This is a genomic window from Geobacillus sp. DSP4a (assembly GCF_013096875.1).
Taxonomy (GTDB): Bacteria; Bacillota; Bacilli; order Bacillales; family Anoxybacillaceae; genus Geobacillus; species Geobacillus thermophilus.
Genome location: NZ_SDLD01000281.1, coordinates 1 through 256 on the forward strand (window position 1 = coordinate 1; position 256 = coordinate 256).

General features: G+C 36.3%; 1 protein-coding gene. It reads left to right on the forward strand.

The genetic code is table 11. From position 1 onward, the window contains the following. A partial coding sequence (locus ETC02_RS17350; RefSeq protein ID WP_171698513.1) for a transposase occupies positions 1-256 on the forward strand: 256 nt, incomplete at both ends.

Here is a 256-nt window from a genome sequence, read left to right on the forward strand (position 1 = left end):
GACGGCAGATCATTCATCATTGATGGGCGGAGATTAAAAAGTATAAATCAATGGTTTAACAAAGAAAATGCCAGACTTCAAAGCATGAAAGATAAGCAAAAAATCAAAGGCACCACTCGTAAACAGGCGTTGCTTGCTATGAATCGCAATAATAAAGTGAATGATTATATCAACAAGACTTGCCGTTACATCATTAACTACTGTATTGAAAATCAAATTGGCAAACTTGTCATTGGCTATGCGGAAACATGGCAAC